24 protein-coding genes are annotated in these 25,226 nt (G+C 62.2%); 7 read left to right on the plus strand and 17 right to left on the minus strand.

Features of this window, described 5'->3' with window-relative positions:
* The first annotated feature begins 36 nt into the window (after nucleotides 1–36).
* The 5 genes from lysS (at nucleotide 37) to NITMOv2_RS10555 (ending at nucleotide 5,418) form a co-directional block, all read left to right on the plus strand.
* Nucleotides 37–1,521 carry a lysine--tRNA ligase gene (lysS, locus tag NITMOv2_RS10535; protein WP_053379830.1) on the plus strand — a complete coding sequence of 495 codons (1,485 nt, stop codon included), beginning with the start codon at nucleotides 37–39 and terminating at the stop codon, nucleotides 1,519–1,521.
* Nucleotides 1,521–2,798 (plus strand): lipoprotein-releasing ABC transporter permease subunit, encoded by a 1,278-nt coding sequence (locus tag NITMOv2_RS10540; protein WP_145976272.1) that lies wholly within the window; start codon nucleotides 1,521–1,523, stop codon nucleotides 2,796–2,798. Before lysS ends, NITMOv2_RS10540 begins: the two co-directional genes overlap by 1 nt.
* Before the next feature lie 85 nt (nucleotides 2,799–2,883).
* Nucleotides 2,884–3,546: an ABC transporter ATP-binding protein gene (locus tag NITMOv2_RS10545; protein ID WP_053379831.1), complete on the plus strand. Its 663-nt coding sequence runs from the start codon at nucleotides 2,884–2,886 to the stop codon at nucleotides 3,544–3,546.
* Nucleotides 3,547–3,665: 119 nt separating this feature from the next.
* Nucleotides 3,666–4,709 carry a conjugal transfer protein TraF gene (gene traF, locus NITMOv2_RS10550; protein ID WP_145976273.1) on the plus strand — a complete coding sequence of 348 codons (1,044 nt, stop codon included), beginning with the start codon at nucleotides 3,666–3,668 and terminating at the stop codon, nucleotides 4,707–4,709.
* Nucleotides 4,710–4,839: 130 nt separating this feature from the next.
* Nucleotides 4,840–5,418 (plus strand): hypothetical protein, encoded by a 579-nt coding sequence (locus tag NITMOv2_RS10555; RefSeq protein WP_053379833.1) that lies wholly within the window; start codon nucleotides 4,840–4,842, stop codon nucleotides 5,416–5,418.
* 105 nt (nucleotides 5,419–5,523) lie between these two features.
* On the opposite strand, the gene trpA is transcribed toward NITMOv2_RS10555, so the two are convergent.
* The 9 genes from trpA to NITMOv2_RS23455 form a co-directional block, all read right to left on the minus strand.
* The gene (trpA, locus tag NITMOv2_RS10560; RefSeq protein ID WP_053382055.1) at nucleotides 5,524–6,348 is read right to left on the minus strand and encodes a tryptophan synthase subunit alpha; all 825 of its coding nucleotides are present in this window, start codon (nucleotides 6,346–6,348) and stop codon (nucleotides 5,524–5,526) included.
* 107 nt (nucleotides 6,349–6,455) lie between these two features.
* The gene (gene trpB, locus NITMOv2_RS10565; protein WP_053379834.1) at nucleotides 6,456–7,649 is read right to left on the minus strand and encodes a tryptophan synthase subunit beta; all 1,194 of its coding nucleotides are present in this window, start codon (nucleotides 7,647–7,649) and stop codon (nucleotides 6,456–6,458) included.
* Between the two features lie 47 nt (nucleotides 7,650–7,696).
* Nucleotides 7,697–8,332: a phosphoribosylanthranilate isomerase gene (locus tag NITMOv2_RS10570; RefSeq protein ID WP_053379835.1), complete on the minus strand. Its 636-nt coding sequence runs from the start codon at nucleotides 8,330–8,332 to the stop codon at nucleotides 7,697–7,699.
* Between the two features lie 9 nt (nucleotides 8,333–8,341).
* The gene (locus NITMOv2_RS10575; RefSeq protein ID WP_053379836.1) at nucleotides 8,342–8,656 is read right to left on the minus strand and encodes a hypothetical protein; all 315 of its coding nucleotides are present in this window, start codon (nucleotides 8,654–8,656) and stop codon (nucleotides 8,342–8,344) included.
* A 2-nt stretch (nucleotides 8,657–8,658) separates the two neighbouring features.
* Nucleotides 8,659–9,492 carry an indole-3-glycerol phosphate synthase TrpC gene (gene trpC / locus NITMOv2_RS10580; protein WP_053379837.1) on the minus strand — a complete coding sequence of 278 codons (834 nt, stop codon included), beginning with the start codon at nucleotides 9,490–9,492 and terminating at the stop codon, nucleotides 8,659–8,661.
* The gene (trpD, locus tag NITMOv2_RS10585; protein ID WP_053382056.1) at nucleotides 9,489–10,508 is read right to left on the minus strand and encodes an anthranilate phosphoribosyltransferase; all 1,020 of its coding nucleotides are present in this window, start codon (nucleotides 10,506–10,508) and stop codon (nucleotides 9,489–9,491) included. Before trpD ends, trpC begins: the two co-directional genes overlap by 4 nt.
* Nucleotides 10,509–10,532: 24 nt before the next feature.
* Entirely contained in the window at nucleotides 10,533–11,096 is a 564-nt protein-coding gene (locus tag NITMOv2_RS10590) for an anthranilate synthase component II (RefSeq protein WP_053379838.1), read from the minus strand.
* 99 nt (nucleotides 11,097–11,195) lie between these two features.
* Nucleotides 11,196–12,692: an anthranilate synthase component I gene (gene trpE, locus NITMOv2_RS10595; protein ID WP_053379839.1), complete on the minus strand. Its 1,497-nt coding sequence runs from the start codon at nucleotides 12,690–12,692 to the stop codon at nucleotides 11,196–11,198.
* Nucleotides 12,693–12,706: 14 nt separating this feature from the next.
* Complete coding sequence (locus NITMOv2_RS23455) at nucleotides 12,707–13,363, minus strand: LysM peptidoglycan-binding domain-containing protein (protein WP_053379840.1); 657 nt, start codon at nucleotides 13,361–13,363, stop codon at nucleotides 12,707–12,709.
* A gap of 285 nt (nucleotides 13,364–13,648) precedes the next feature.
* Here NITMOv2_RS23455 and ligA point away from each other — a divergent pair, with 285 nt between their 5' ends.
* Nucleotides 13,649–15,646, plus strand: coding sequence for an NAD-dependent DNA ligase LigA (ligA, locus tag NITMOv2_RS10605; protein ID WP_053382057.1), 1,998 nt, complete (start codon nucleotides 13,649–13,651; stop codon nucleotides 15,644–15,646).
* Here ligA and NITMOv2_RS10610 read toward each other — a convergent pair.
* The 6 genes from NITMOv2_RS10610 to NITMOv2_RS10635 form a co-directional block, all read right to left on the minus strand.
* Nucleotides 15,633–16,907: a hemolysin family protein gene (locus NITMOv2_RS10610; RefSeq protein ID WP_053379841.1), complete on the minus strand. Its 1,275-nt coding sequence runs from the start codon at nucleotides 16,905–16,907 to the stop codon at nucleotides 15,633–15,635. The genes ligA and NITMOv2_RS10610 overlap by 14 nt on opposite strands.
* Nucleotides 16,908–17,134: 227 nt before the next feature.
* Nucleotides 17,135–17,809, minus strand: a complete 675-nt coding sequence (locus NITMOv2_RS10615) for a septal ring lytic transglycosylase RlpA family protein (protein WP_053379842.1) — start codon at nucleotides 17,807–17,809, stop codon at nucleotides 17,135–17,137.
* A gap of 3 nt (nucleotides 17,810–17,812) precedes the next feature.
* Nucleotides 17,813–18,223: an ACT domain-containing protein gene (locus NITMOv2_RS10620; RefSeq protein WP_053379843.1), complete on the minus strand. Its 411-nt coding sequence runs from the start codon at nucleotides 18,221–18,223 to the stop codon at nucleotides 17,813–17,815.
* Nucleotides 18,224–18,366: 143 nt separating this feature from the next.
* Nucleotides 18,367–18,729 (minus strand): hypothetical protein, encoded by a 363-nt coding sequence (locus NITMOv2_RS10625; RefSeq protein ID WP_053379844.1) that lies wholly within the window; start codon nucleotides 18,727–18,729, stop codon nucleotides 18,367–18,369.
* A 34-nt stretch (nucleotides 18,730–18,763) separates the two neighbouring features.
* A complete protein-coding gene (locus tag NITMOv2_RS10630) occupies nucleotides 18,764–22,294 on the minus strand; it encodes a vitamin B12-dependent ribonucleotide reductase (protein WP_053379845.1) in 3,531 nt (1,176 codons plus the stop codon).
* A 286-nt stretch (nucleotides 22,295–22,580) separates the two neighbouring features.
* Entirely contained in the window at nucleotides 22,581–22,952 is a 372-nt protein-coding gene (locus NITMOv2_RS10635) for a DUF4359 domain-containing protein (protein ID WP_053379846.1), read from the minus strand.
* 130 nt (nucleotides 22,953–23,082) lie between these two features.
* Here NITMOv2_RS10635 and NITMOv2_RS10640 point away from each other — a divergent pair, with 130 nt between their 5' ends.
* Nucleotides 23,083–23,373, plus strand: a complete 291-nt coding sequence (locus NITMOv2_RS10640) for a hypothetical protein (protein WP_053379847.1) — start codon at nucleotides 23,083–23,085, stop codon at nucleotides 23,371–23,373.
* Between the two features lie 17 nt (nucleotides 23,374–23,390).
* Here the strand turns inward: NITMOv2_RS10640 and NITMOv2_RS10645 are convergent, their stop codons facing one another.
* Nucleotides 23,391–24,653, minus strand: a complete 1,263-nt coding sequence (locus tag NITMOv2_RS10645; RefSeq protein ID WP_053379848.1) for an AmpG family muropeptide MFS transporter — start codon at nucleotides 24,651–24,653, stop codon at nucleotides 23,391–23,393.
* A 114-nt stretch (nucleotides 24,654–24,767) separates the two neighbouring features.
* On the minus strand, nucleotides 24,768–25,172 hold the full coding sequence (locus NITMOv2_RS10650; RefSeq protein WP_238590510.1) for a hypothetical protein: 405 nt from the start codon (nucleotides 25,170–25,172) through the stop codon (nucleotides 24,768–24,770).
* Nucleotides 25,173–25,226 lie beyond the last annotated feature (54 nt).

The following is a 25,226-nucleotide window of genomic DNA, read 5'->3' on the forward strand; positions in this document are numbered from 1 at the left end:
ATAGACGAGACAGACCAGATAGACCAGAAAGACGCCATGGACGAACTGAACGAACAGCGGCAACAACGGATCAAGAAGCTCGATGAGCTGCGCAAGGCCGGCGTGGCGCCCTACGGCACGCGCTTCGAAGTCAAGGATCGGGCCGGCCAGTTGATCAAGCTCCACGGTGAAAAGACCAAGGACGTGCTGGAGCAGGAGCAAATCTCCTGCACACTCGCCGGGCGCATCGTCGCCCTCCGCCGCTTCGGGAAGGCCGCGTTTGCCGTGCTCCAAGACGGGTCGGATCGCCTGCAGGTCTATCTGAAAAAAGATCTGCTCTCGGAGCAGGCCTATGCCGTCTGCGAGCAGCTCGATCTCGGCGATTGGATCGGCGTGACAGGCGTGTTGTTCCGAACCAAGACGAACGAATTTACCGTCGAAGTGCGGCAACTGACGTTTTTAAGCAAGGCCCTGCGCCCGTTGCCCGAGAAGTGGCACGGCTTGACCGATGTGGAGACACGCTATCGCCAGCGCTATGTCGATCTGATCGCGAATCCCGACGTCCATCAGATTTTCGCGACGCGCAGCCGGATCATCGCCGGGATCCGGGCGTTCCTGATCGAGCGCGGGTTTCTCGAAGTCGAGACGCCGATGATGCATCCGATTCCCGGCGGCGCGACGGCCAAACCCTTCGTGACGCACCATAACGCACTGGGGGTCGATCTTTATTTGCGGATCGCGCCGGAGCTCTACTTGAAGCGGCTGATCGTGGGCGGCTTTCCGCGCGTGTTCGAAATCAACCGGAACTTCCGGAACGAGGGCATCTCGACGATCCACAATCCCGAATTCACCATGCTGGAATTCTACGTCTCGTACGCCGATTATCACGACCTGATCGTGCTGACGGAAGAGATGCTGTCCACGCTGGCGCGGCAGATCCTCGGGAACACCGTGCTCGACTATCAGGGCAGGGAGATCGACCTCACGCCCCCCTGGCGGCGCCGGTCCTACCATCAGGCGATCCTTGAAGTGAACAAGCTCGATGCGGCCGTGCTGAAGGACCGCGCCAAGGCGCTCGCGGCCGCCAGGCAGCTCAACGTGCCGGTCGATCCGAACGCCTCGCTGTTCACCATCGTGAACGAAATTTTCGAGGAGACGGTCGAGCCCAATCTCCAGCAGCCGACGTTCATCACGGATTACCCCATCGAGATCTCGCCGCTCGCCAGACGCAAGGACTCCGACCCCACCCTCACCGACCGGTTCGAGCTCTACATCGCCGGCCGGGAGATCGCCAACGCCTTCTCCGAGTTGAACGATCCATTGGACCAGCGGCAACGGTTCGAGGAGCAAGCGGCGCAGCGGGAGGCGGGCGACGAAGAGGCGCACCTGGTGGACGAGGATTTTCTCCGCGCCCTGGAATACGGCATGCCCCCCACGGCCGGTGAAGGGATCGGCATCGACCGCCTCATCATGCTCTTCACCAACCAGGCCTCGATCCGCGACGTGGTCCTCTTCCCGCAATTGCGCCCGGAGAAACCATAGTGGCCCTGCCCTATGAGATTTTCGTCGGTCTTCGCTATCTGCGGGCCAAACGCCGCAACCGGACCATCTCGCTGAACACCTTCGTGTCCATCGCCGGCATCACCCTCGGGGTGGCGGCCTTGATCGGCACGGTCGGCATCATGACCGGCTTCAAGGAAGACATCCAAGGCAAGATTCTCGGCACGACCGCGCACATCATCGTCCAGGAGCGGATGAAGGAGAACATGACGGACTACGAGCCCGTCATCGAAAAGGTCAAGACGGTGCCGGCGGTCGCGGCCGCCACGCCGTTCGTCCTCCGCCAAGTGCTGCTCACGACCCAGTCCGGCGTGCAGGGCATCGTGCTGCGGGGCATCGATCCCCGGCGCGAAGCGCAGGTGACCGAGCTGGCGAAAAACATCTCCGCCGGCCAACTGACCGACCTGCTCACCCCCATGAAGGTCAAGCAGGTCCCCGTGGACGATCCGCAAGGCGAGCCCCAACCGGTCGAGAAGCCCGGCATCATCCTGGGCAAAGAATTGGCGTTGCGCCTCGGCGTCTTCGTCGGCGACACGGTCAACGTCGTCTCGCCGGTGGGGCCGATCAGCGCGATGGGTATGGTGCCGAAGATCCGCACCTTCGCCGTCGTGGCCCTGTTCCATTCCGGCATGTACGAATACGACTCCTCGCTCGGCTACATCGAATTGGGGGAAGCGCAGAAATTTTTCAACATGGACCGGAGCGTCACGGGCATCGAGGTCAAAGTGACGGACGTGTTCCGCGCCGGCGAGATCGCCCGCGACATCGAGCACGAGCTGGGCTTCAGCCACGGGGCGCGCGATTGGATGCAGATGAACCGCAATCTCTTTTCGGCGCTCAAGCTCGAGAAGACCATGATGTTCTTGCTGCTGGTGCTGATCACGATCGTCGCGTCGTTCAACATCGTGAGCACGCTGACGATGATCGTCACGGAGAAGCAGAAGGAAATCGCCATCCTGAAAGCGATGGGCGCCACGAAGCGCAGCATCCGCCGCATCTTCATGCTGAACGGATTGATCATCGGCTTCAGCGGCACCGCGATCGGCATTCCGCTGGGCTATGCGTTCCTCTGGCTGATCCAGACCTTTTGGACCTTCGATCCGACGGTCTATTACATCTCCAAGATTCCGGTCCATATCCTGGCCGAAGACGTGCTGCTCGTCGCCGGCTCGGCGATCCTGATCAGCTTCGCGGCCACCGTCTATCCGGCCAGCCAGGCGGCGAAGCTCGAACCGGTGGCGGCGCTGCGGTACGAATGAACCGGGAAAGTTGGATTTGGCGATTCCGCGATTTGGTGAAGTCTGAACATCACCGAATCGCCGAACCACCCGGTCACCACATGCAATGATCAAAATCACCGACCTCCACAAATCCTTTTCCATGGGCTCCTACGAGCTGCCCGTGCTCAAGGGGATCAACCTGGAAATCCAGCGCGGCGAATTGATCGCCATCGTCGGCGCTTCAGGGGCCGGGAAAAGCACGCTGCTGCACATCATCGGGACGCTGGATCGGCCCACCAGCGGGACGGTGACGTTCGACGGCCAGGATCTTTTCCAATTATCCGAGACCCAGCAGGCGGACTTTCGCAACCGCCGCGTCGGCTTCGTCTTCCAATTCCATCATCTGCTGCCGGAGTTCACCGCGCTGGAAAACGCCTCCATGCCTGCCTTGGTCCAACGCCGCGATCAGGCCTCGGTGGAAGCGGAAGCGACCGCGCTGTTGACGGAAGTGGGATTGGCAAACCGCCTGCACCACAAACCGGGAGAACTCTCCGGCGGCGAGCAGCAGCGGGTCGCTATGGCCCGGGCGCTGATGCAAAAGCCGGACGTGATTCTGGCCGACGAACCGACCGGCAATCTCGATACCCACACCGGCGAAAGTCTCTTCGCCCTGATGCGCGACCTGAACAAATCGCGCGGCACCACCTTCGTGATCGTCACCCACAACGACAAGCTCTCCGCGCAATGCGACCGGATCGTGCACATGCAGGACGGCTTGATCGTCTAATCCTTGACGGAAGCGACCGACATTACTAGACTGCGCTTCAAACCAAGGGGCATGCCATGACTCTTACCGGGAAACGCGCTCTTTTGCTCGCAGTGCTCTGTTCGCTGCCGGTGCCGGCCATGGCGGTGGAATTCGCCATTGTCGGCCCTCGCGCGGCCGGTATGGGCGGCGCAGGCGTCGCCGTCACGACCGACGCGCTGGCGACCTATTGGAATCCCGCCGGTCTCGCCATGACGCAGGCGGTGGATATCCGGGCGGTGGTGACCGGCCAGGCGATCGACCGAGGCGATGTCAGGGAGACGTTAAAGGACATTGAAAACTTCAGGACCCCCGATCCGACGAGAGCGCAAGAACTTGCAGATAGGATCAACAGAGGGACTGTGTCAGGCATTGCCGCCGGCGGACTCTATGCGAAAGGCCATTTTGGCGAGCATGCATTCGGGTTCAACGTCTCCGATGTAGCAACGGCTGGAGCATTCGTCGATCCGAGTAACCAGTTTCGGCAGACCGGTGGCAGCGTTCAAGGCGCCTTTCTCCTCAGGGGACTAGAGGCCCGGCAGGCCGCCTTCTCCTACGCTTATGCCTTCGCCGACAAGACATTTGCCATCGGCGTCACTGGAAAAATCATTCAAGGCGCCGCCTATGCGGGTTCCGTCGGAGTCAGCGGCGGTCAAGACGTGAACCTGACCGACAATTTCGGCAAAGCGAAAATCTCGACGACCTACGGTGTCGACGTGGGCGCTATCTACCAGCCGTCTTCCTGGCTGCGGGTGGCGGTGGTCGCCAAGGATCTGAACCAGCCGGAATTCGACGCGCCGGACGGAAGCCAGTACAAGTTGAATCCGCAAGTGCGCGGGGGCGTCGCCGTGAAGCCCTGGTCGACCCTGACGTTAGCCGCCGACGTGGACGTGACTTCCAACAAAACGTTTGTCCCGGGCGTAAAAAGCCAGGTGATCGGCCTGGGGGCCGAGCAGACCATTCTGTCCGAATTTCTCTCTTTCCGCGTCGGCGCTTTCAAGAATATGCAGGATGCGGCATCACCCTTCACTCCCACTGCAGGGTTTGGCATACGGATATTCGCCCTGCGCGTCGATGTGGGCGGCGGCTACGATTTCCGAGAGCGAGGCGCCCTCGCATCCGGCTCCGTGTCACTGACCTTCTAATATCCCGGGTCTCGCCCTGAGCCCTGCGATTCACTCGGGCGCCTGTCGAAGGGCCATCGTTTTTTTCCGTTCTAATGGTATACTGACCGGCATGGCGACGGATCGGCTTAGGACATATTCGTTAGGCGCAATGCTGCTGCTCGTCACCCTGGCGGGCTGCGGGGGGCTGCAGGAGATGTGGGAAGGTCCGGGAGCGCGGGTCTTCCGTCCTCAATCCATCGCCGTGCTGCCGCCGATGGCGAGCCAGTACGACAGCGCGCGGGAGGACATCCAGGAAGTCATCGCCAACTCCCTCGCCAAGGCGGGGCGGATCGAACGCGTCGTACCGGCCGAACAGGTGACGGACATTTTTCAGGGCTCGAAGGAAGCCTTCGACTCGCTCGTGTTCTACTTTTCGCGATTGGAAATGACGGGCCAATCGGACAAGGACTCCGCAATCAAACTCGGCAAGGCGTTGAACGTCGAATCGTTTTTGATCATCCGCATCAATGCCTGGGAATATGCGAGGAAAGAGGGCGACAATGTGGGCCGCGTCGGACTCACGATGCGCCTCGTGGACGCCACGACGGGCGCCACGATCTGGAAGGCCCGCCACGAAAAGGCCAGCAGCTATATGTTCTTCAAGCCCAACCTGAAAGACGTCGCCGCCGAGTTGACGGACGAGATGATCAAATACATGCCCCCCACCCCGAACTCCGGCAAGCGGTAGTTCTTCCCACAACGCTCAATTCGATTAATTCCGGCCTGCTCGCCCTGCGGCCTTCGATTCACTCAGGACAGGCTCGTCGAAGGGGAGCGCAGGCCGTTCGGGCCGCTAGGCGGACGCATGTTGCTGAGAAGAGGCCTGTCTGATGGCGCCCTTCAGGGAGCCGACGAAGGCCGCGACGGATGAGACCATGTCCGATTGCTGCTGGTGAGCGGCGATCTGCTTGACGATGGCGCTGCCGACGATGACGCCGTCCGCCATCGCGGCGACTTTACCCGCATCCTCGGGAGTCGACACACCGAATCCCACGGCGACGGGAGTGCTGGTCGCCTTTCTGATCTTCGCGACGTTCTTCCCGACCTCCGCCATGTTCTGAATCTTCGCGCCGGTGATGCCGGTGATCGATACGTAATAGAGAAAACCCTGGGACTCCTTCGCGACGTAGTTCCGCCTGGCTGCGGTGCTCGTGGGCGCCAAGAGAAAGATCAGATCCAACCCCCCTTCGGCTGCCGGGCCTTTCAGGAGGCCTGCTTCGTCGGGTGGCATGTCCGGTACAATCAAGCCGTCCACCCCCGCCGCCTGCGCTTCTTTGCAAAACGAGTCGAGCCCCATCGCATGGATGGAATTGTAGTAGACCATCAGCACGATCGGAATCTGCGTGCGCCGGCGCAACGAGGCGACCGACGCCAGAATCTGTCTCAGCGAGGTTCCGCTGCGCAAGGCTCGTTCGGCCGCCTGCTGAATGACCGGCCCGTCGGCGATGGGATCCGAAAAGGGCACGCCGAGCTCGATGATATCGGCCCCGGCCTGTTCCAATGCCACGACCAGTTGTTCGGTTTCGGCGAGACCGGGATCTCCGGCCATGATGTAAGCGATCAAGGCTTTCTCGCCTGCTTGTCGGAGCCGCGCGAACGTCGCGTCGAGACGATTCAGAAGTGATGAGTGATGAGTGATGGGTGATGAGTTGGGAGGAAGACGGCCATGCCGCTTCTGTTTCATCTTCTTCTCATCACTCATCACTGATCACCCTTCACTCATCACTAGAGCGTCACGCCGCGCATGCGGGCAACCTGCTGCACGTCCTTGTCTCCGCGGCCGGAGAGATTGGCAATGATGAGCTGAGACTTTTTCAGTGTGGGCGCCAGCTTGACGACGTGCGCGACGGCATGGGCGCTCTCCAGCGCCGGGACGATGCCTTCGTCTCGGGCCAGAAGATCGAAGGCAGCCAATGCTTCGTCGTCCGTGGCGTAGGTGTACTCGATGCGCCCTTCGTCGTGATAGAGGCTGTGCTCAGGGCCGACCGCCGCATAGTCCAGTCCCGCCGACACGGAGTGCGTCAGATTGATCTGACCGTCGTCGTTCTGGAGCAGATAGGTCATCGTGCCCTGCAGCACGCCGGGCTTGCCCCCCGAAAATCGCGCGGCATGCTTGCCGCTCGCGATGCCGAGCCCTCCTGCTTCCACGCCGACCATCTTGACCTTCTTGTCTTTCAGAAAGGCATGGAAGAGGCCGATGGAATTGCTGCCGCCTCCGACACAGGCGACAAGCCAGTCAGGCAAGCGGCCTTCCGCCGCCAAGATCTGACGACGGGCCTCCTGCCCGATCACCGCCTGGAAGTCCCGGATCAACATCGGATAGGGATGGGCGCCGAGGACCGACCCCAAAATGTAGTGTGTGGTCCGCACGTTCGTCGTCCAATCCCGCATCGCTTCGCTGATGGCGTCCTTCAACGTGCGGCTGCCCGCGTCCACGCCCGTGACCTTTGCGCCCAGAAGCCTCATGCGAAACACGTTCAGCGCCTGCCGCTGCATGTCTTCCGTGCCCATGTAGATTTCGCATTCGAGGCCGAACATCGCCGCGGCGGTTGCAGTGGCGACGCCGTGCTGGCCTGCGCCGGTCTCCGCGATGATGCGCGGCTTCTTCATCCGCATCGCGAGCAGCACTTGCCCGATGGCATTGTTGATCTTGTGCGCCCCGGTGTGGCACAGATCTTCACGCTTCAGATAGATCGTTGCGCCGCCCAACCGCTTGGTCAGTCGTTCCGCACGGTACAGACTGGTGGGACGTCCGACGTATTGCTTCAGGTAATAGGCCAGCTCTTTTTGAAATCGGCGGTCTCTCTTGGCCGCGGCATACTCCTGCTCCAATTCAAGCAGCGCCGGCATGAGCGTTTCCGGCACATAACGCCCTCCATAGGGGCCGAACCGGCCATGAGTGTCGGGAAGAGACGGCATAAATCTTCAGGCTTCCTCGCGGTGAGACGGCAGTATAATCGGCGGCTTTACGCCGACACAAGCCTCGCGGCTCTGATGAACGCCTTCACCTTGTCCAGATCTTTCTTGCCCGGGCGCGCTTCGACGCCGCTGCTCACATCGACGCCGTAGGGTTTCACGGCGCGTACGGCTTCCGCGACGTTGGCGGGCGTAAGCCCGCCGGCCAGCAGAATCGGCGCCGAATGCGCCGCTTCGGCCGCGAGCGTCCAATCGACAGTCCGTCCGGTGCCGCCGTAAGCATGCTCGGAATAGGCGTCGATCAGAAAGCCCCGCACGTTGGCTCGTCCGTGAAACTCCGCCAAAGCCAGAAACGTCCCCCGATCTTTCAGACGCAGGGCTTTGACGGCCGGCCGGCCCAGCGCCTCGCAATAGGACGCGGTTTCATCGCCATGGAGTTGAGCGAGCGCCAGCCCGCACTCATCCATCACCTTCCGCACCGTCCCCGCCTCTTCGTTCACGAAGACGCCCACGGTCAAGACGAACGGCGGCAGGCCGGCCACGATCGCCCGCACGGCGGCGGGGTCGACATAGCGGGGGCTCTGCCGGTAGAGTACGAAGCCGAGCGCGTCGGCGCCTGCACCCACGGCCGCCGCCGCATCCTCCACATTGGTGATTCCGCAGATTTTGACCTTCACGGATGCCATCGTCCTCACTCATGAACAGGTGTTGCGACTCCGGCGATCTTCATAGGGGTCTCGATAAGTCCAGTGGCAGGCTTGTCCCCGAGCATCGAACTGGACCGTCATCGTCCCCACCGCCTCCGAGTTCCAACGGATAGGCCACTCACAGGCTTCGCCGCCGGACCTGAACGTATGGCACCGTGTGGGAATGCCCAGATCCCTCACGCGGTCGTCCTTGCTGGTTCCGATCCACGCATCCCAGGTCTGCGCCGCCTTGTCGTACACCGTACCGGCGCACCCGGCTGCGTACAGACCGAGAAGCATGAGTGCGCACGCGCGTCCCACCATGGTTATCCCCTCCCTTGCGCCCGAACGCCGGCCGTCCGGCCGAGCAGATCCGCCGTCTTCACACCGATATCGCCGGCTTTGATCAACGCTTCTCCGACGAGCATCGCATGGATTCCCGCTTCGGCCAGTCGCTCGACATGCGCTCGGCTATGGATGCCGCTTTCGCTGACGATCAGTCTGTCCGATGGAATCCGCTTCGCCAAGCGAAACGTGACGTCGAGATCCGTGGTGAACGTGTGCAGGTCGCGGTTGTTGATGCCGATCAGCCGGGCATCCGGGATCCATTCGAGCACGGTGTCAAGCTCGCGCTCGTGATGCGTTTCAAAGAGCGTGTCCATGCCCAACTCCTTGGTCAGGGCATGGAAATCGATCAATTGCCGGCGCTCCAAGGCGGCCACGATCAGTAGGACCGCGTCGGCTCCATGGGCGCGCGCCTCATAAAATTGTATCTCGCCCACCATGAATTCCTTGTTCAACACCGGGATGGGCAGCGCCCGCTTGATGTCGGCCAGATAGGCGAGATCGCCCTGGAAAAACTCCTTGTCCGTCAAGACGGACACCGCCGACGCGCCATGCTCGTGATAGGCGCGCGCGATGGCCACATGATCGAATTTCGCCTCAAATTCCGGCCGCAAAAGACCCAAGCTGGGCGAGGCCTTCTTGACCTCGGCGATGAGGGCCGGGCTGGTCTCGTTCCTCGTCGCATCCAGCGTCACGGCAAAGCCCAGAGGGGGCGAGCCGTCGCGGATCGCCGCCTTGAGGTCGGCCAGATACGACCGGCTCTGCTTGTGACGAAGCTCGGCCTTTTTATGCTCCAGAATGCGGTCGAGGATCATGCCTGAGCCACTTTCCGGGTGTAGGCGATCAATCGGTCCAGCTTGTCGGCCGCCGCGCCGGAATCGATCGCCCGTTGCGCCAGCCGAAATCCTTCTTGCAGTGTCTTCGCCTTCTGCGCGGCCACCATGGCAGGGGCCGCGTTGAGACAGACGATGTCCCGCTTGGGACTTTTTCGTCCTTGGAGGATCTCCTGCATGATGCGGGCGTTCTCCTCCGGCAGGCCGCCGGCGTACTCCTTTCGCGCCATTTTGGGAAGACCGAATTCTTCCGGCGTGATGAAATAGCTGGAAACGACCCCGCCCTTGCCCTCCGAGACTTTCGTCCGATCGGACAGGGTCACCTCGTCCAGCCCGTCCATGCCATGCAGCACGAAGCAATGTTGCGAGCCGAGTTGCAGCAACACCTGCCCCAGGATGTCGGTGAGCCCGGCGTCATAGACGCCGATGACCTGATGGGTCGCGCCGGCCGGGTTGGTCAAGGGACCGAGGACGTTCAGCAAGGTCCTGATGCCCATCTCCTGTCGCGGCTCGGCGCAATGCTTCGTCGCGCCATGGTACAGCGGCGCGAAGAGGAACCCGATGCCGACTTCGTCGATACACTCCGCCACCCGGTCCGGCGGCAGGTCGATCCTGACGCCCAGGGCTTTGAGCACGTCCGCGCTGCCCGACTTGGATGAAATGGACCGGTTGCCGTGTTTGGCGACGGTGATGCCGGCTCCCGCCACGACGAAGGCCGCCGTCGTGGAGATATTGAAGGTGTGCGCGCCGTCACCGCCGGTTCCGCAGGTATCCACCACGACGTGCGCCCCCACCCGAATTTTTGTCGCCCGCGCCCGCATGGCCCTGGCCGACCCGGTGATTTCTTCCACCGTCTCGCCCTTCTGGCGAAGCCCCATGAGATAGGCGGCGATCTGCGCCGGCGTGGCCGCGCCGTCCATGATTTCGGCCATCACCTCCTCGGCTTCCTCCGCCGAGAGGTTGGCGCGATCCGCCAGTCTTGCAAGCGCTGCTCGTATCGTCACAGGTCATCCACGGGACGACTAGAGGGTCAGGAAATTCCGCAACAGGTCTTTGCCGACGGTCGTGAGGATCGACTCGGGATGGAACTGCACCCCCTCGACGCCGAGCGTCTTGTGGCGAAGTCCCATGATCTCGCCCTCGGCCGTCTCCGCGGAGATTTCCAAGCAGGCGGGCAGATTCGTCCGATTGACGATGAGCGAATGGTAGCGGGTCGCTTCGAAGGGATTCGGCAGCGAACGGTAGATCGTTTTTCCGTCGTGCTTGATCTGCGACGTTTTGCCGTGCATCAAACGCGGCGCGCGGATCACGTCGCCGCCGTAGGCTGCCGCCAGCGACTGATGTCCCAAACAGACGCCGAGCAGCGGGATCTTGCCCCCGAACCGCCGGATCGCCTCGACCGACACGCCGGCCTCCTTCGGCGTGCAGGGGCCCGGTGAAATCACGATGCGCGTCGGCTCCAACTTCTCGATCTCGTCGAGCGTGATCTTGTCGTTCCGATACACACGGACATCCTCACCCAACTCGCCCAAATACTGGACGAGGTTGTAGGTAAAGGAATCGTAGTTGTCGATGACGAGCAACATGACGTTACCGTGACGCGTGATGTGTGACGCGTGACGGGCAAGGCTTCCGACTGATACGGCTTCGCTTGTCACGCGTCACTTGTCACCTGTCACCGCTTTCTACTCCAGCCCCTGCTCCGCCAGCTCGATGGCTTTCATCATCGCGCGGGCCTTGTTGCAGGTCTCTTCGTACTCATGCTCGGGGTTCGAATCGGCGACGATGCCCGCGCCCGCCTGGATGAACGCCCGGTGCCGGGAGACCACGACCGTACGGATGTTGATGCACATGTCCATGTTGCCGGAAAAGCTGATGTACCCCACCGCGCCGGCGTACGGGCCGCGTTTGGTCGGCTCGAGTTCTTCGATGATTTCCATGGCGCGGATCTTCGGGGCGCCGGACACCGTACCCGCCGGAAAGCAGGCTTTCAAGACATCATAGACCGTCTTGGAGGGATCCAGCTTTCCGTTGACGTTCGACACGATATGCATGACATGGGAGTAACGCTCCACGTTCATGAGCGATTCCACCTGGACCGAGCCCCGTTGCGCCACCCGCCCGACGTCGTTGCGGCCCAGATCGACGAGCATGATGTGCTCCGCCCGTTCTTTTTCGTCGGCCAGCAGGCGGCGTTCCAGCTGCGCGTCCTCCTCCGCCGTGCTCCCCCGGCGCCTGGTGCCGGCGATCGGGCGGACCGAGACGAGACCGTCCTCGCAGCGGACGAGAATCTCCGGCGAAGAGCCGACGAGTTCCACCCCGGCCAGGCGCACATAGTACATGTAGGGCGAAGGATTGACGACCCGCAGCGCGCGATAGAGCTGGAACGGCGGCGAATGGAGATTCGTTTCCCATCGCTGGGACAGCACGCATTGAAAGATGTCGCCGGCCTTGATGTATTCCTGCGTGCGGGCCACCATCTTTTCGAAGTCGGCCTTGCTCATATTGGACATGAACCGGATCGGCGACCGCCGGCGTTTCACCTTCGCCGGCCGCAACGGTTTCTTGAGGCGGGCGATCATCCGTTCGATGCGGGCGGCGGCATCCCGGTATGCGGCTCGGATTTCCCGGTCCGACGGCGAGGCGACATGCGCGTTGGCCACGACTTTGATCTTCTGCGCGACGTTGTCGAAAATGAGCAGCGTGTCCGTCAGGAGAAAGGCGAAGTCCGGAAGGCCGAGCGAATCCTTCCGCCGCGAGGGAAGCTCCTCGAACGTCTTCACCATGTCGTATCCCAGGTAGCCGACGGCGCCGCCGACGAAACGCGGCAGTCCCGGGACGGTCACGGGGCGATAGGTCTCCATAAATTCATGGAGTCGGTCGAGTGGGGCGCTCCGGCTCGGTATCCGCCTCGTGCGTGCGCCTTGCTTGATGACCAGATCGCCTTTGTCCTCCACCATGACGATGGGCGAGCCGCTGCCGAGAAACGAGTAGCGCGCCCACTTCTCCCCTCCCTCGACGCTTTCCAACAGATAAGCCGTGGGACCATGGTCGATCTTGGCGAAGGCCGATACGGGCGTCTCATGATCCGCCAGGATTTCCCGGTACAAAGGGATCAGATTCCCCTCCTTGGCGTAGGAGCGGAACTCGTTGAGGCTCAATGAATAGCGCGGGGTCGCCATCGGGGCAATGTCCCTTACTCGGTGCCCACCACGAGCTTCTGGCCCACTTCGATGATGTCGTCCGGAAGTTTGTTCATCTTCTTGAGCTTCTCGACGTCGATGCCGTACCGCCGGCTGATCCGGAACAACGTCTCGCCGGGCTTGACGACATGAATCGTCGCGCCGGCTTTGGCCGCGGGCGCGGGCTCAGGCATCGACGGCGTGTCCTTCGGCGTCAAATCCTTGGGCAGATCGGCTTGCAGGCCGCTGAGGTCTCCCAGCAGATCCGACGGTGGAGCCTGCTTCTTGGCCTTCGCCGCGCCCCCTCCTTTGCGCATGTCTTCCATGGCCTTGCGCTCAAGCAGCGCCGACTCTTTGATCGCCTCCGCTTCTTCCTGCAGGCGGGCCATCTGTTCGCGGGCGGATTGCACTTGCGCCGTCAGCTCGCGGTTGCGGGCTTCGAATTCGGCCAGCTCCTTCTTCGTGCGCTTCACCTCGCTGTCCAGTTCGGCGGTGCGCTTTTCTTCCTGCGCGAGCAGGCGCTGGAAATTGAGGCTGCGCGCTTTCTCCGCATTGTACTTTTCCTCCAGCACCACGCATCCGCTCAGCAACGGGCCAGCGCACAGCACGGCGAGCCCCCATGTCATCCGTTTCAAAGTCCGGTCCTTCACGTGCCGCTCCTCCATCTGCATAGTGACCTCCTTTACCACCACCTGACCGATCGTGGAATGGTTGGTGGCAAACTCCCTCCCATGCCCGGGCCGGGCCGGCGGGTCACTTAGAATAGAGGCCAACGTTGCGAAAGTCAAAGTGAAGTGGGCCGGACCGAGGTTTGACCGGTCCCGGCCCCTATGCTACGGTCACTCCACTTTCTTCAGATCGAACACCTCCGAGCAGACCGGACAGTGACGCCGCGAGACCTCTTCCATCCGCCCGAGCGATCGCCTCACGAAAGGCCCGGCGGAGTACGGGACCGGCTGGCGCAGCTCCGTGAGACCATCCGGCACCACGATTACCTCTACTATGTCAAAGATCGGCCGGAGATCTCGGACGGCGAATATGACCGCCTCTTCCAGGAGCTGGTGGAGCTGGAAGCGGCTCACCCCGACCTCGTCACGCCGGACTCGCCCACTCAACGCGTCGGCGCCGCGCCGCTGGCGGAGCTGGGAAAAATCCAACACGAGCGTCCGATGCTCAGCCTCGACTCCCTGGTCAATCCCGAGGACGTGCGCTCGTTCGATCTGCGCATGAAGCGGGAATTGGGCGTCCAGGCGGTCGAGTATACGGTCGAGCCGAAGTTCGACGGGTTGTCGGTGGAGCTCGTCTACGACCGCGGCCGCTTTGTCCGGGGATCGACCAGGGGCGACGGCAACACGGGCGAAGACGTCACGGCGAATTTGCGGACGATCCGCTCGCTGCCGCTCCACCTACAGGCGGGCGCCGATGCGCCGGCTCATCTCGCAGCCCGCGCGGAAGTCTACATGCGGCTGGACGATTTTCAACGGCTCAATCGCCGCATGGTGGAACGGAGCGAAGAACCCTTCGCCAATCCCCGGAACGCGGCGGCCGGCTCGCTCCGCCAGTTGGATCCACGCATCACCGCCGGCCGCCCGCTCGTCGTCACCTGTTACGAGATCGTGGTCATGGATAAACCGCAGCCTGAAACACACTGGGCCGAGCTCGACGCGCTGGCGAGGTGGGGGCTTCCTGTCCCCGCTCACCGCCGCCTGTGCGACGCCATCGACGATGTGATGGCATTCCACCGTGAAACCGAGGCGCAGCGGGATCAGCTGGCGTATGAGATCGACGGGATCGTGGTGAAGGTGAATCGCCGGGACTGGCAGGAGCGGCTCGGTGCAAAATCGCGGAGCCCGCGCTGGGCGGTGGCCTTCAAGTTTCCCCCGCGCAAGGAGATCACCGTCGTGCAGAATATCATCGTGTCGATCGGGCGCACCGGCACGCTCACGCCCCTCGCGCTGCTGCGGCCGGTGGAAGTGGGCGGCGTGACCATCAGCCGGGCGACCCTGCACAATGCCGACGAAGTGGCCCGCAAAGACATCCGCGTGGGAGACACGGTGAAGGTGGAGCGGGCGGGCGACGTGATTCCGGCGATCGCCGGGCGGGTGCCGGTGCCGAACGAAACCCGGTCGGAACCGTTCACGATGCCCGATCACTGTCCCATCTGCGGGTCCGCCGTGGCGCGCGAAGGGGCGTACTTCTACTGCACGGGTCTGGCGGTCTGTCCGGCGCAATTGAGAGGCACGATCGAGCACTTCGCCTCCAAGCAGGCCATGAACATCGAAGGCCTCGGCAAGAAGACCGTGGCGCAACTGGTGGATCGGGGACTGGTCAAAACGCTCGCGGATCTCTATCGCCTGACGAAAGAGCAGGTGCTGACGCTGGAAGGCTTTGCCGACCGCTCGGCAGACCTGTTGATGGCCTCCATCGAACGCAGCAAGCAGGTGCCGCTGGGACGCTTCCTGATGGGATTGGGCATCCGGCAGGTCGGCCGGCACATCGCCAACGTCCTGGCCAAAGAATTCGGCTCGCTCGACGCGATTATGGCGGCTGACAAGGAGCGCCTCGAGTCTGTCAAGGAGATCGGTCCGGAGATTTCATCGAGTCTCGTGTCGTTCTTCCAGGAAGCGTCGAATCGCCGGGTGATCGAGCAATTGCGCGAGTTGGGCCTGTCGATCGAGGAATCAGCCCCTCAGCGCGACCGGTCCCGGCTGCCGCTTTCCGGCCAGGTCTTCGTCTTTACCGGCGGGCTAGAGGCGTTCGGCCGCGAGGAGGCGAAGGCGCTCGTCGAACAACTGGGCGGAACGGTCTCCTCCAGCGTCGGCAAACACACAACCTATGTGGTGGCGGGGCACGAGGCCGGCTCGAAGCTCGACCGGGCGAGGGAATTGGGAGTCCGGATCCTGAATGAAGATGAGTTCAAGGAGTTGGTGAAGCCGGCGCTCAACTCAGGCTGACCGCCGCTTCGACCGCCGGCGCGACCTTCTCGTCCTTGAAGATCTGCACGCTGCGGATGGAGCGGGGGTCCGCTTCATGGACCACGAGCCGGCAGTTGCCGATGCGGATTTCTTCGCCGGCTTTCGGGATGCGACCGAGCTCTTCCTGAATCAGGCCGCCGATCGTCAAGGCTTCGTCGCCCAAATCGACCTTGAGGAAGTCGTTCACCTTCCGGACCTCGGTCCGTCCGTGCACGAGGATCTGGCTCTTCCCGATGCGCTTGATCAGCTCTTCGCTGATGTCCGTTTCGTCCACGATCTCGCCGACGACTTCCTCCAAGAGATCTTCCAGCGTGACCAGTCCCATCACTCCGCCGTATTCGTTGACCACGATGCCCATATGGCGCTTTTCCTGCTGGAACTGCTTCATGAGGTCGTCCGCGGTCTTCCCGGCCGGCACGAACAGCGGCGGATGGGCGATGTCCCGCAGCCGGACGTCCGTGCGCCCCTTGGCCAGCTCGGTGAGGGCCTTGGCCTTGTAAAGAATGCCGGTAATGTTGTCGAGCGTGCCGTCGTAGACCGGAATGCGGCTGTACTTCGAGTTGTACAGCAGCTCTTGCGCCTCCTTGAGCCGCAGGTTCCCGTCCAATGAAAAGACGTAGATGCGGGGCGTCATCGCATCTTCGGCGGTGATGTCTTTCAGCTGGAACACGTTCTTGATCATCTTCACTTCTTCCGATTCCAGGGCGCCGGCCTTGCCGCCTTCGTCCAGCATGATCTTCAGCTCTTCCTCGGTCACCAACGGGAGCGTCAAGCCCTTGCCGCCGGTCAGCTTATTGATGAGCGGGAGCATGAGCACCAGGATCGGTTTCAACAGCACTTGGACGCCGTAGACCGGGTAGGCCATGTTCAACGTGACCGGCACGGCGAACTTCGCCGCCAAGGTCTTGGGAATCACGTCGACGGAGACGAGCAGGACGAAGGTCAGGATGCCGACCATCACGGCGATCGCTTCATCGAAGAACGTCTGGCCCCCGTAGGTGTTCAGCGTAATGAAGGTGGCGAACATGGGGATCGCCGTCCCGACCAGGCGGTCCCCGACCAGGATCGTGGAAAGAAGCTTCTGGGGGTCGCTTCTGAGCTGAAGGGCCTTCGCTGCCCGTTTGTTGCCGTTCAGGGCGAGGGCTCGGAGCTTCGTTTCATTGACCGAGAAAAACCCGATCTCGGCGGTGGAAATAATGGCGGATAACCCTATCAATCCCAGAAGGATCAGGATGTCCATAGCCGTCGTATATTATGGACGAACCACCAGCAGGGCTGGCATCAGGGAGAGCGGGACGTCGAGGAGGAGCGGCCTCGGGGACGGCCCATCTGCAGCTGGTACAAATAGGATGATCCGGCCGTTTCTGAGTGTATCCATGGGGGATACATCTATCATAGTCAGGGAGCCTGGGCAAGCAATTCAAAAAAAGTCAAAGCGAAATCAACCACTTCCGTTCAGAGCCCACCTCACCCATTGTCATCGCGCACGATGAATGATTGAAGGTTGTATTTCCGTTCGAGCTGAGCGGCCGCCTGCTGCGCTTCAGCTTCAGTCAAAAATTGTCCGATTTGAACACGAAAGCGCCGGCCTTCCGCCAGGTCGATCTGCATCACACGTCCGCCCGGGTATTCCGCACGGACCAACTCGAAGAGACCTCTCGCGTTCTGAATGTCGGCGAAGGCGCCGACTTGAAGCCGTAGAAATCCCATACCCTCCGGCCTCGGCGTGTAACCCACCACCCGCAGCTCAATCTGATCGGTGCCGTTGCCCGTCATCCCAAGCGCCTGCGCGCCGGCCAGCGACAGGTCCAGGATGCGGCCTCGGACAAAGGGTCCCCGGTCGTTGATACGCACGGTGACCTCCCGGCCGGTACTCAACGATCGCACCAAGGCGACGGACCCGAGCGGCAGAGTCCGATGGGCGGCCGTCAGTCGGTGCATGTCGTAGCGTTCTCCGTTGGCCGTCTTGTTGCCATGAAAGCCTGGTCCGTACCACGAGGCGGTGCCCTGTTCCGTGTAGCCGATGGGATAGTTGGGATAACGGTCCCGGGGAACGGTCCCGGCGCAGCCCTGGATCAACGCCGAGACGGTCAGGATGGTCAGAACCAGACGAGCGGCCCGCGAGGACGGCTCCACCGGCATCGATCAGAACTCGTCGAGGGACTGCGTACGGAGAATGGCGAGCGCTTTGTCCGTATTCGACACGGTAAGCACGACGATGGCCCGCTTTCCTTCCCGCGAGGGTGTGCAGTAGCCGCATTTAATATTGATGCGGCTCTTCGTGAGCAGGTCGGCGACCTCTTTCAACGCCCCCGGTTTGTTTTCCAGGCTCAAAATCAGCGCGGTTTCTTCCGTAAACTTGATCTTGGCCGCCTTCAAGGCGGCGCGGGCTCCATCCAGATCCGCGACCAGCAAACGCAGCTTCCCGGTTCCCGTCACTTCCGGCGCGGAAAAGGCCTTGATGTTCACGCCCGATTCGCCGAGCACGGAGGCCACGTCGGCAAGGACGCCGGGCTTGCTCTGGCCGCTGATCACCAACTGCGTCGTCGTAGGCATCGTGGCTATTCTCCCATCTCGGTCGCCGGGTCACCGTGAGCGATGCCGTATAACATTCCACGTCCCGGCCTGAGAATCAAGCGCCGTTCAGACTGCCGGCGGCGTACCGGACACCAGCGGGAAGCCCGGCCGAGGATCCGACCTCAAAGCCCCTTAAAGACGACTATCTTGCGCGTCTGTCCTGACGGAACCTTTTCAACGGAAACCAGGATCTGCAGCGATGATTGATGGACCAGGAGGGCGCAGGCTTTCCCTGTGTCCTGCTCCCGCCCTTTGAGCGTGAAGAGAGCGGGACTCTCGTATCCCACCGCGTCCACAGCCACCGCTGTTCCCGACGGCAGAAAAGCCACGACTTCCAGTTGTTCGTCATCCTCCAGCTCCTTCTGCATCTCGGCCACACGACCCCTCAGGCGGTCGGCAAAACGCCGCGCCACGGTCGGATCGTCGACCCCCTTGGCCTCCATGGGGGGAATGCTGATTTGTGGCAACAAACGTATCAGGCTCATGGCAGTACCGTCTGATTCGCCCGGGGTCCTTCCGTTACGAGCAGCCGCTGGTGGCGCCGCAACTCACGCATTTCAGGCAGGTCCCGTTTCGGACCATGGTGAACTGCTTGCACTCGGGACAGGGATCGCCTTCGTAGCCCTTCACTTTGGCGCTTTGCACTTCGGTCAGCGTCAAGGTTTCCCGCATGATCTCGACCTGGCGGGCAGCCAAGCCGTGGCCGTTCCCATGCCCGTTCCCCTTCCCGCCGTTTCGGCGGATCGGCAGATGTTCGGTCAATACGGACGACTTGGCCAACGCATCGAGGTCCGCTTCTTCTTCGACGCACTCAGGATCCAACTCGTCCTTCTTCATCGAATCCATGCGGAGATCGTCTTCCTTCACCTGGGCCAAGTCGTACCGGTCGAGATAGGTCACCGCCAGCTCGCGGAAGATGTAATCGATGATCGAGGTGGACATCTTGATCCGGTCGTTCAACTTGACCGGGCCGTTCGGCTCGAACCGGGTGAAGACGAAGGCTTCGACGAATTCCTCCAGCGGCACGCCGTGCTGCAGACCCAACGAAATGGCGATCGCGAAGCAGTTCATCAGGCTGCGGAACGCGGCGCCTTCCTTGTGCATGTCGAGGAAGATCTCCCCGACCGTGCCGTCCTCGTACTCGCCGGTGCGAAGATAGAGCTTGTGGCCGCCGACGATGGCCTTCTGCGTATAGCCGTTGCGCCTGGTGGGCAGCGGACGCCGCTTGGCGAGATAGCGCACCAGCACCCGTTCGGTGACTTTTTCCGCCACCGCCATGACATCGGTCTGGACTTCCACCGCCTTGCCGCTGTCGGTGGAGGCGCTCAGCGGCTGGCTCAGCTTGGATCCGTCACGGTAGAGCGCCACCGCCTTCACCATGCTCTTCCAGGCCAACAGATAGGCCGCCTTCACGTCTTCCAACGTGGCGTCGGCCGGCATGTTGATCGTCTTGCTGATCGCGCCGCTGATGAACGGCTGCGCCGCCGCCATCATGCGGATGTGGGCGTCCACCGCGATGTAACGCTGGCCGATGCGCCCGCAGCGGTTGGCGCAGTCGAACACCGGGAGATGTTCGGCTTTCAGATGCGGCGCGCCCTCTACGGTCATCGTGCCGCAGCAGTAGTCGTTCGCCGCCGCGACTTCTTCCTGCGTGAAGCCCAAGACCTTCAGCATGTTGAACTGCGGGTCGTTCAACTGGCTTTCGGTCAGCTTGAGGTTTTCGAGACAGAAGGCCTCGCCGAGGGTGAACTTGTTGAAGGCGAACTGGATTTCGAAAGCCTGCGCCAGGCTGCTCTCCAGCCGTTCCAGCGCCGCGTCGTCGAAGCCCTTTTGCCGCAGGGTCTCATGGTTGATGAAGGGCGCTCCCTTGAGCGTCTGCGCGCCGACGCAGTAACGCACGATGTCCCGTATCTGTTCGTCGGTATAGCCCAGCGTCGCCAAGGCCGCCGGCAGACTTTGATTGATGATCTTGAAGTAGCCGCCGCCCGCCAGCTTTTTGAACTTCACCAAGGCGAAGTCCGGCTCGATGCCGGTCGTGTCGCAGTCCATCACCAGGCCGATGGTGCCGGTGGGGGCGATGACGGTGACCTGGGCGTTGCGGAATCCGTACGCCGTACCGAGCTCCAGCGCGCGATCCCAAGCGCGCCGCGCCGCGATGAGGAGATCCGGCGGGCAATATTCCGCCTGGATGCCCATCGGCAGGGTCGTGAGCCCTTCGAACTCCTCCGCCGCGGCGTTGTAGGCGGCGCGCCGATGGTTGCGGATGACGCGGAGCATGTGCTCGCGGTTTTTCGCGTAGCCGGGAAAGGGCCAAAGTTCCGCCGCCATTTCGGCGGAAGCGCTGTAGGACTCTCCCGTCATGATCGCCGTGATGGCGCCGCAAATCGCCAAGGCTCTGGGCGAGTCGTAAGGAATGCCCTGCCGCATGAGGACCGTCCCCAAATTCGCATAGCCCAGCCCGAGGGTGCGGAATTGATAGCTCTTCTCCGCGATCGACCGGCTGGGGAACGAGGCCATGAGCACGCTGATTTCGAGCGCGATCGTCCACAGCCGCACCGCGTGGCGGAAATCCTCCAATTGAAATTCGCCGTCGACGCTGTAGAAAGCGGCTAAATTCAACGAGGCCAGGTTGCAGGCCGTGTCGTCCAGGAACATGTATTCGGAACAGGGATTGGAGGCGTTGATCCGGCCGTCTTCCGGACAGGTATGCCATTCGTTGATCGTCGTATCGTACTGCGTGCCCGGGTCGGCGCAGATCCAGGCGGCCCAGGCGATGCGGTCCCACAGGTCGCGGGCCTTGACCGTCTTGCAGACTTTGCCGCTGGTCCGCCGTCTCAGCTGCCAATCCCCGTCCGCTTCCAGCGCCGCAAAGAATTCGTTCGGAATGCGGACGCTGTTGTTGGAATTCTGGCCGGACACGGTCTGGTAGGCTTTGCCGTCCCAGTTGGTGTCGTATTCGTGAAAGACGAAATGGGTGTAGCCCTGCCGGGCGTAGGAAAACATCCGTTGAATATACGGCTCCGGCACCATGTCGCGCCGCGCCAACGCCAGGGCTTCGCGCAGCACCGGATTGGTTTTTGCGTCCAGATCGACTTTCCTGCGGCCCTCGCCGTCCACGGCATGGCAGGCCTTCAAAACAGCGTTCAACCGCTGGGCGCAGATTTTCGAGCCGGTCACCATCGCGGCGACCTTCTGTTCCTCGATCACTTTCCAGTCGATGAACTCTTCGATGTCCGGATGGTCCAGATCGAGGCAGACCATCTTGGCCGCCCGCCTGGTCGTGCCGCCGGACTTGATCGCGCCGGCGGCCCGATCGCCGATTTTGAGGAACGACATGAGGCCGGAGGACCGTCCCCCGCCCGACAGCCCTTCGCCGTCGCCGCGCAGTCGTGAAAAATTGGTCCCGGTGCCCGAGCCGTACTTGAACAGCCGGGCTTCCCGCACCCAGAGATCCATGATGCCGTTCTCGTTCACGAGATCGTCATCGACCGATTGAATGAAGCAGGCGTGGGGTTGCGGATGCTCGAAGGCGTTGGTCGCCTTGACGACCTCGCGGGTTTTCGGATCGACGTAGTAATGACCCTGAGCCGGGCCGGACAAGCCGTAGGCGTAGTGCAGGCCGGTGTTGAACCACTGCGGAGAATTGGGAGCCGCCATCTGGCGGGCCAACATGCAGCACATCTCGTCGTGAAAGGCCTCCGCGTCCTCCGGAGTCTTGAAGTAGCCGTAGGATTTGCCCCAATGGGTCCAACAGCCGGCCATCCGCTCGAAGACCTGCCGGGCGTCACGTTCGCCTCCCAACAGCGGCTTGCCGTCGGGACCGGTGAGCGGCTGGCCGTTGGCGTCCTTTTGCGGCACGCCCGCCTTCCGGAAGTATTTCTGTGCCAAGATATCGACGGCCAATTGGGACCACTGCTCGGGAACGTCGATGTTCTCGAGTTTGAACACCGTCGATCCGTCCGGGTTGCGGATCTCGGACGAACGTTTGACGAACGTGAGACCATCGTAGGGGCCCTGGCCGCGACGGGTGAATCTCCGCTCAATTCTCACAGTGATCCTCCTTGGAGAGGCTGGTGGACGACGATTGCATTGGCTGAAATTGGCTCATCGGGGCTACCGGGCTTGGTGTCGAATGAATCCGGACCAGCTGCGGGGAGACTACATATAGCTATCCATGTTTTTTGTCAATACCAAATATTGTGGCTCCGCTGTGGAATGGCTGGAAAACCTGTGGATAGCTGCGGATAGAATCCAGCGGCGGAATCGCGTCGCCGGAAAGGCAGTTATCCACAGGAGGGAAGGGTCCGAGGGATGCCGGGCTGTCGATGATGGGGGGTTAAAACGCCAGCCGTCCGATCTTAAGCGTGGCCTCTTCAAGCCCATGGACAGGGATGAATCGGCCGGCGAGGCCGAGCACCACTACCTCCGTCTCGGCGATGCGCGTCTCGAAGCGGCTGAACAGCCCCCAATTTCCTCTGGTGGTCTGCGGCCGCACCACGGTCTCCAGCAACTGCTTGCTCTGTGCCCGGAAGACCTGCCGGATGAACTGCTGTTCTCTCGTCGGCGTCTGCCGGTCCATCTTGTCCAGGGCCTGAGCCAGCTCCCGGTCCAGAAAACGGAGGTAGTCGTCGGTGGTCGGATTCGTGAACGCCAACGCAATCGCGCCGAGGAGGGCTATCACGAGAAGCATGAGCCGGAGAAGCGTCATAGACATGCTCCACGCCATAGGACCTTGGGGGCCTGATCTCGTTTGACAATCACCGGGTGCCCGATTAGCCTAGCGCCCGCTACCCGACCGTGCCGTCGGTACCCATATTCCTTCAGCGAGGAGGCGCCGTATGTACGTCTGGAGTAAGAAACTGGTCGTTGTGTTGCTGGCCGCGTTTGTGCTGCTCCTCGGGGTCTTCCTCTTACAGGGAACGCCGGACAGTACCAGCGGCCTCAAGATCCACACCACCCGGTGGATGGCGCTGAACTACGCCGGCCTCCTGGTCTGGCTCTTCGTCTGGATGATCGATCAAGCACGGGTTCGCGGGAAAAATGTCTGGCTCTGGCTGCTGCCGTTTCTCTTCGCCCCGCTGCCGACCCTCATGCTCTTCGTGTTGTTTCTCCAGCGGCGCATCGGCTGATTGTCCGCTGCCCGCGCCTACGCCGTTTGGTGCAGCGCGAGGGCCTCGCCCTGGGCGGCAGGCAACCGCGCGCGGAGCCGCCAGACGACCCACAGTCCCGGCAGCGCGATGATGAAGGTCCAGAAGAAGAACTGCGCCCACCCCACCGCCTCCACCAGATCAGCCGACGGGCGGCCGGCGAAGACGCGCCCTAAGGCTTCCAACGAAGACAAGAGTGCAAACTGGGTCGCCGTGTAGCGCGGATCGCAGAGCGACATGACGAGGGCGACAAAGGCCGCCGTCCCCATCCCGCCCGTCAGATTTTCAATGACGACGGCGGCCAATAGCATCACGGTGCTCTTCCCGACCAGAGCCAACAGCACGAAGCCGAGATTCGACAGGGCCTGCAGCACGCCGAACGCCAGGAGCGAGTGCACCAAAGGTCGTTTGGTCATCATCAGGCCTCCTATGAGGGCGCCGAGCAGCGTCGCGGCGATTCCCATGCCCTTGACCGACCCGACCTCGGTCGCCGAGAACCCCATACCGCCGAGGAGAAAGGCGGTCTGCAACGAAGAGGCGAAGGCATCGCCCAATTTGTACAGGACGATCACGGCGAGAAACGCCAGGGCCTGCGGCCGCCCAAAAAATTCGCTCAAGGGAGCACCCACCGCTTCGGCCAGGCTGCGAGGAGGATCGGCCGTGACGGTCGGTTCCGGACTGACGATCACCGCCGACAGCCCGGCCGCCATGATCGCCGCCATCGTCAGGTAGGTCATGGACCAACCGATCCAGTCGGCCAGCAGGAACGAACCGGCGCCGGCCACCAGCAAGGCGAGACGGTACCCGTTCACCCATATCGCGGCGCCCAGGCCCCGCTCGCGCGGCTCCAGCGTCTCGGTTCGATAGGCATCGAACACGATGTCCAACGAAGCGGAGAGAAACGCCACGAGCAACGCGAGGGCCGCCAGCCGTTCCGGCTGCAGGCGTGGATTCGTCACGGCCATGAGCACCAACGCGATCGCCACGCAAAGCTGGGTCGCCACCATCCACCCGCGCCTGCGGCCGAGCCATGGAGGCACGATGCGATCGATCACGGGCGCCCAGAGGAACTTGAGGGTATAGGGGAGCCCGACCAGCGTGAACAGGCCGATCGTCTTGAGCTCGACGCCTTCGGCGGTCAGCCAGGCTTGCAGCGTGCCGGCGGTCAGCGCCAAGGGAAGGCCGGAGGCGAAGCCCAGCGGCAGCATGACGGCGAGTCGCTGTTGCAGCAAGAAACCGAGGCGGGAAGCCGGTGCGGTCAAGGAGACACCCTCTGGCGATAGGCGGTCATTACGCGCGACAGAATACCACCACCGAGAAAGGCTGTCTCACAGAAACTACTTATCTGCCGAAAAATGAGGATGACGACTGCGGTGTCAGCAGGGCTGGCCGTTGAAGAGACAGGGCTTGTAGCGGGAGATGTCGAACTCCACCCCCTCCTGATAGACGCGTTCGTTGCCGTTCACGCCGTCCTGCTCGGGATCGTTCCACATCGTGTGGTTCCACCAGTAAAAGAGCGGCTGCGCTTCCGTTTGGTAGACCGGATTGCCGTAATTGCTCCGGGCGTATTCCTGTACCAGACGCCCCGTCACATAATCGACCTTCCCATTGCCTTCCAGCGAGTAGAGGATCAAGAACAGCCGCGCCTCGTGGTCGTAGAGCTCGTCGACTCTTGTGCTCACATCCGGTTCGGCGGGCAACAAGTCCTTCGTCCATCCGGCCGGATGAGGACTCGCGAGGACGATCAGCACGGACAGGAGGATGGAGAGTCGAAGCGACAAGGTAGTCTCGCGCGAGAAGGAGATGCAAAATCCTACCATCTTGATGTGCGCCGA

This window comes from Nitrospira moscoviensis, from assembly GCF_001273775.1.
Taxonomy (GTDB): Bacteria; Nitrospirota; Nitrospiria; order Nitrospirales; family Nitrospiraceae; genus Nitrospira_D; species Nitrospira_D moscoviensis.

Bases quoted from the DNA above. Each gene is read 5' to 3' on its own strand.
- NITMOv2_RS10625 (WP_053379844.1), bottom strand. From the start codon at position 18,729: ATGAGCCTGATACGTTTGTTGCCACAAATCAGCATTCCCCCCATGGAG.
- NITMOv2_RS10570 (WP_053379835.1), bottom strand. From the start codon at position 8,332: ATGGCATCCGTGAAGGTCAAAATCTGCGGAATCACCAATGTGGAGGAT.
- NITMOv2_RS10615 (WP_053379842.1), bottom strand. From the start codon at position 17,809: ATGCCGGTGGAGCCGTCCTCGCGGGCCGCTCGTCTGGTTCTGACCATC.
- NITMOv2_RS10545 (WP_053379831.1), top strand. From the start codon at position 2,884: ATGATCAAAATCACCGACCTCCACAAATCCTTTTCCATGGGCTCCTAC.
- NITMOv2_RS10590 (WP_053379838.1), bottom strand. From the start codon at position 11,096: ATGTTGCTCGTCATCGACAACTACGATTCCTTTACCTACAACCTCGTC.
- traF (WP_145976273.1), top strand. From the start codon at position 3,666: ATGGCGGTGGAATTCGCCATTGTCGGCCCTCGCGCGGCCGGTATGGGC.
- lysS (WP_053379830.1), top strand. From the start codon at position 37: ATGGACGAACTGAACGAACAGCGGCAACAACGGATCAAGAAGCTCGAT.
- NITMOv2_RS10620 (WP_053379843.1), bottom strand. From the start codon at position 18,223: ATGCCTACGACGACGCAGTTGGTGATCAGCGGCCAGAGCAAGCCCGGC.
- NITMOv2_RS10640 (WP_053379847.1), top strand. From the start codon at position 23,083: ATGTACGTCTGGAGTAAGAAACTGGTCGTTGTGTTGCTGGCCGCGTTT.
- trpC (WP_053379837.1), bottom strand. From the start codon at position 9,492: ATGATCCTCGACCGCATTCTGGAGCATAAAAAGGCCGAGCTTCGTCAC.
- NITMOv2_RS10610 (WP_053379841.1), bottom strand. From the start codon at position 16,907: ATGGACATCCTGATCCTTCTGGGATTGATAGGGTTATCCGCCATTATT.
- trpB (WP_053379834.1), bottom strand. From the start codon at position 7,649: ATGCCGTCTCTTCCCGACACTCATGGCCGGTTCGGCCCCTATGGAGGG.
- NITMOv2_RS10575 (WP_053379836.1), bottom strand. From the start codon at position 8,656: ATGGTGGGACGCGCGTGCGCACTCATGCTTCTCGGTCTGTACGCAGCC.
- NITMOv2_RS23455 (WP_053379840.1), bottom strand. From the start codon at position 13,363: ATGCAGATGGAGGAGCGGCACGTGAAGGACCGGACTTTGAAACGGATG.
- trpE (WP_053379839.1), bottom strand. From the start codon at position 12,692: ATGGCGACCCCGCGCTATTCATTGAGCCTCAACGAGTTCCGCTCCTAC.
- NITMOv2_RS10555 (WP_053379833.1), top strand. From the start codon at position 4,840: ATGCTGCTGCTCGTCACCCTGGCGGGCTGCGGGGGGCTGCAGGAGATG.
- NITMOv2_RS10635 (WP_053379846.1), bottom strand. From the start codon at position 22,952: ATGACGCTTCTCCGGCTCATGCTTCTCGTGATAGCCCTCCTCGGCGCG.